The sequence below is a fragment of the Paenibacillus sp. E194 genome, assembly GCF_000935845.1.
Classification (GTDB): Bacteria; Bacillota; Bacilli; order Paenibacillales; family Paenibacillaceae; genus Paenibacillus_B; species Paenibacillus_B alvei_B.
This window is the reverse complement of the sequence record NZ_JMDX01000449.1, coordinates 1-1,980: the sequence shown is the minus strand read 5'-3', so window position 1 is coordinate 1,980 and position 1,980 is coordinate 1. Positions and strand designations below refer to the sequence as shown.

Here is a 1,980-nt window from a genome sequence, read left to right as displayed (position 1 = left end):
GTGTGGAATGACCTGCTGCAATGTACGTGTATTCATGCGGGAGGTCGGTGCAAATTGATAAGATTGCCGCGGCCAGATCCCGTTGACGGCATTCCCATCTTGCGGCTGCCCAGCTTATCAATCAGATAGCCCTTCAGCACCCCATTCTCGATGAGCACATTACGCTGTGTTGGCGCTCCCTCATCGTCGATATTCAGTGAGCCCCAAGCATTCGGAATTGTCCCGTCATCGATGGCAGTTACAAGTGGAGACGCCACTTGCTCACCGAGCTTGTCGGCGAACACAGAAGCCTTCTTCGCAACAGCTGTCGCCTCAAGTCCATGCCCACATGCCTCATGGAATAGGACACCGCCAAAGGCATTATCGATAATGACCGGCAGCTTGCCGCTCGGCGCATAGCCGGCGCCTACCATTGTAGTCGCGATGCGGGATGCTTCTCTTGCGTACCAATCAATATCCATCGACTCGATTAACTCCAGACCCGCGTGAGCACCAGGAGCGACGTATCCTCCCTGCTTGACGCCCCCCGCTTCAGCAATTGAGCTGAAGCTCATTCTCGTGTAGGTTCTGCGATCTTCCACCAGCAGTCCTTCGGAATTGGCAATGCAAATATCTTGTACCCAGTTATTCAGTGCTATCGAGGTTTGCGTAATCGCCGGGCTGTATGCCATGGATGATGCATGCGCACGTCTCATCCATTCTATCTTGCGTCCCTTTCCCACTTCATTCGGTGGAATAAGAACCGGATGATGATCAGCGATGCTCGCTCGACGCAAATCAATTACAATATCTTTGGTTTGACCGCGGATCGCTTGTGCAGCTGAAGCAGCTACCTTGATCAGATTATCTGCGGTGCAATCATTCGTATATGCATATACCGCGAACACCCCGTTGAATATGCGTATCCCGACGCCATAATCTCGACCGCCAAGTGCATGTTCTACGATCCCACCAATCATCCCCAAGCTAGACGTCGTCCGATCTTCCATAAATACCTCAGCAAAATCCCCGCCAGTTGCTAAAGCGGCGGTAAGCACATTCTCAATTAACGACGGATGAAGCATAAACTGTGCCCTCCTTGTAAGCTAGATTTCTTAGTTGCATATGTATGTATGTCGAAGCAGAGGATATCCCTAACGAACCATTTTCGCAACATCTTCGATGACGTATAGCTTATTAATTCATGTAACTCGATAGGATACTCGATGAATGCCTCTCTTCTATATGTAAATGATTATACTATGATTTCTATCATAACCAACTCAAACCAACAAAAAAGAATGGTTAACCTACATTAACTCCATCTATTTACTTCATGCAAGCAAGAAAATTCTCAGCATGAGCCCATGTTTACTAAAAAGCAGCGCAAATAGATGCTCAGCAATTGAAGTACCGTGCAAGAGTGACACAGTCTCATATGTACTCGCAAGTTCAGTCTCCATTAATCCTTATCCATATTGGAGGAGAGAAACATGCAACCACATTCTTCTGAAAGAACATCTGCCAGCCCTAATCCGAATCATCGTCGTGCTCGGAAGCTGATGATAATACTCTCACTTGCCGCGGCACTCACAACTGTCGCTCCTGCGTATGCGGCTGATTTGAGTACAGAATCTTCCCCGTCCGCAAGCACTGTAGTACGGAACACACAAGCCTCGTCCCCATCAATCGTGACTAACGGACCTTCCGATCCTAAGGAAATTGAAGCATTTGCTGACAAGTTATTTTCCTTACCTTCATTGAAGAAGCTTCCGGGAGCTGTCTTTATCGTCGTCAAGGATGGGCAAGTCTTATTAAGCAAAGGGTATGGCTATGCAGATGTAGAAACCAAAAAGTCCATGGATCCCGATCATACGATTCTAAGATTTGCTTCCATAACGAAGCCCTTCGCATCATTGGCCCTGCTTCAGCTCGCCGAGCAGGGTAAGATTGATCTGAAGAAAGACATCAGCGCGTACATGGGGGATGTCGCCATTCCTC

2 protein-coding genes are annotated in these 1,980 nt (G+C 48.1%); one reads left to right on the top strand and one right to left on the bottom strand.

Annotation, left to right across the window (positions count from 1 at the left end; all coding sequences use genetic code 11):
• Positions 1 to 32: 32 nt before the first annotated feature.
• Positions 33 to 1,064 (bottom strand): TldD/PmbA family protein, encoded by a 1,032-nt coding sequence (locus AZ66_RS28785; RefSeq protein ID WP_231587092.1) that lies wholly within the window; start codon positions 1,062 to 1,064, stop codon positions 33 to 35.
• A gap of 408 nt (positions 1,065 to 1,472) precedes the next feature.
• Between AZ66_RS28785 and AZ66_RS28780 the strand changes: the two genes are divergently transcribed.
• On the top strand, positions 1,473 to 1,980 hold a 508-nt coding region (locus tag AZ66_RS28780), incomplete at its 3' end, for a serine hydrolase domain-containing protein (RefSeq protein WP_044358063.1).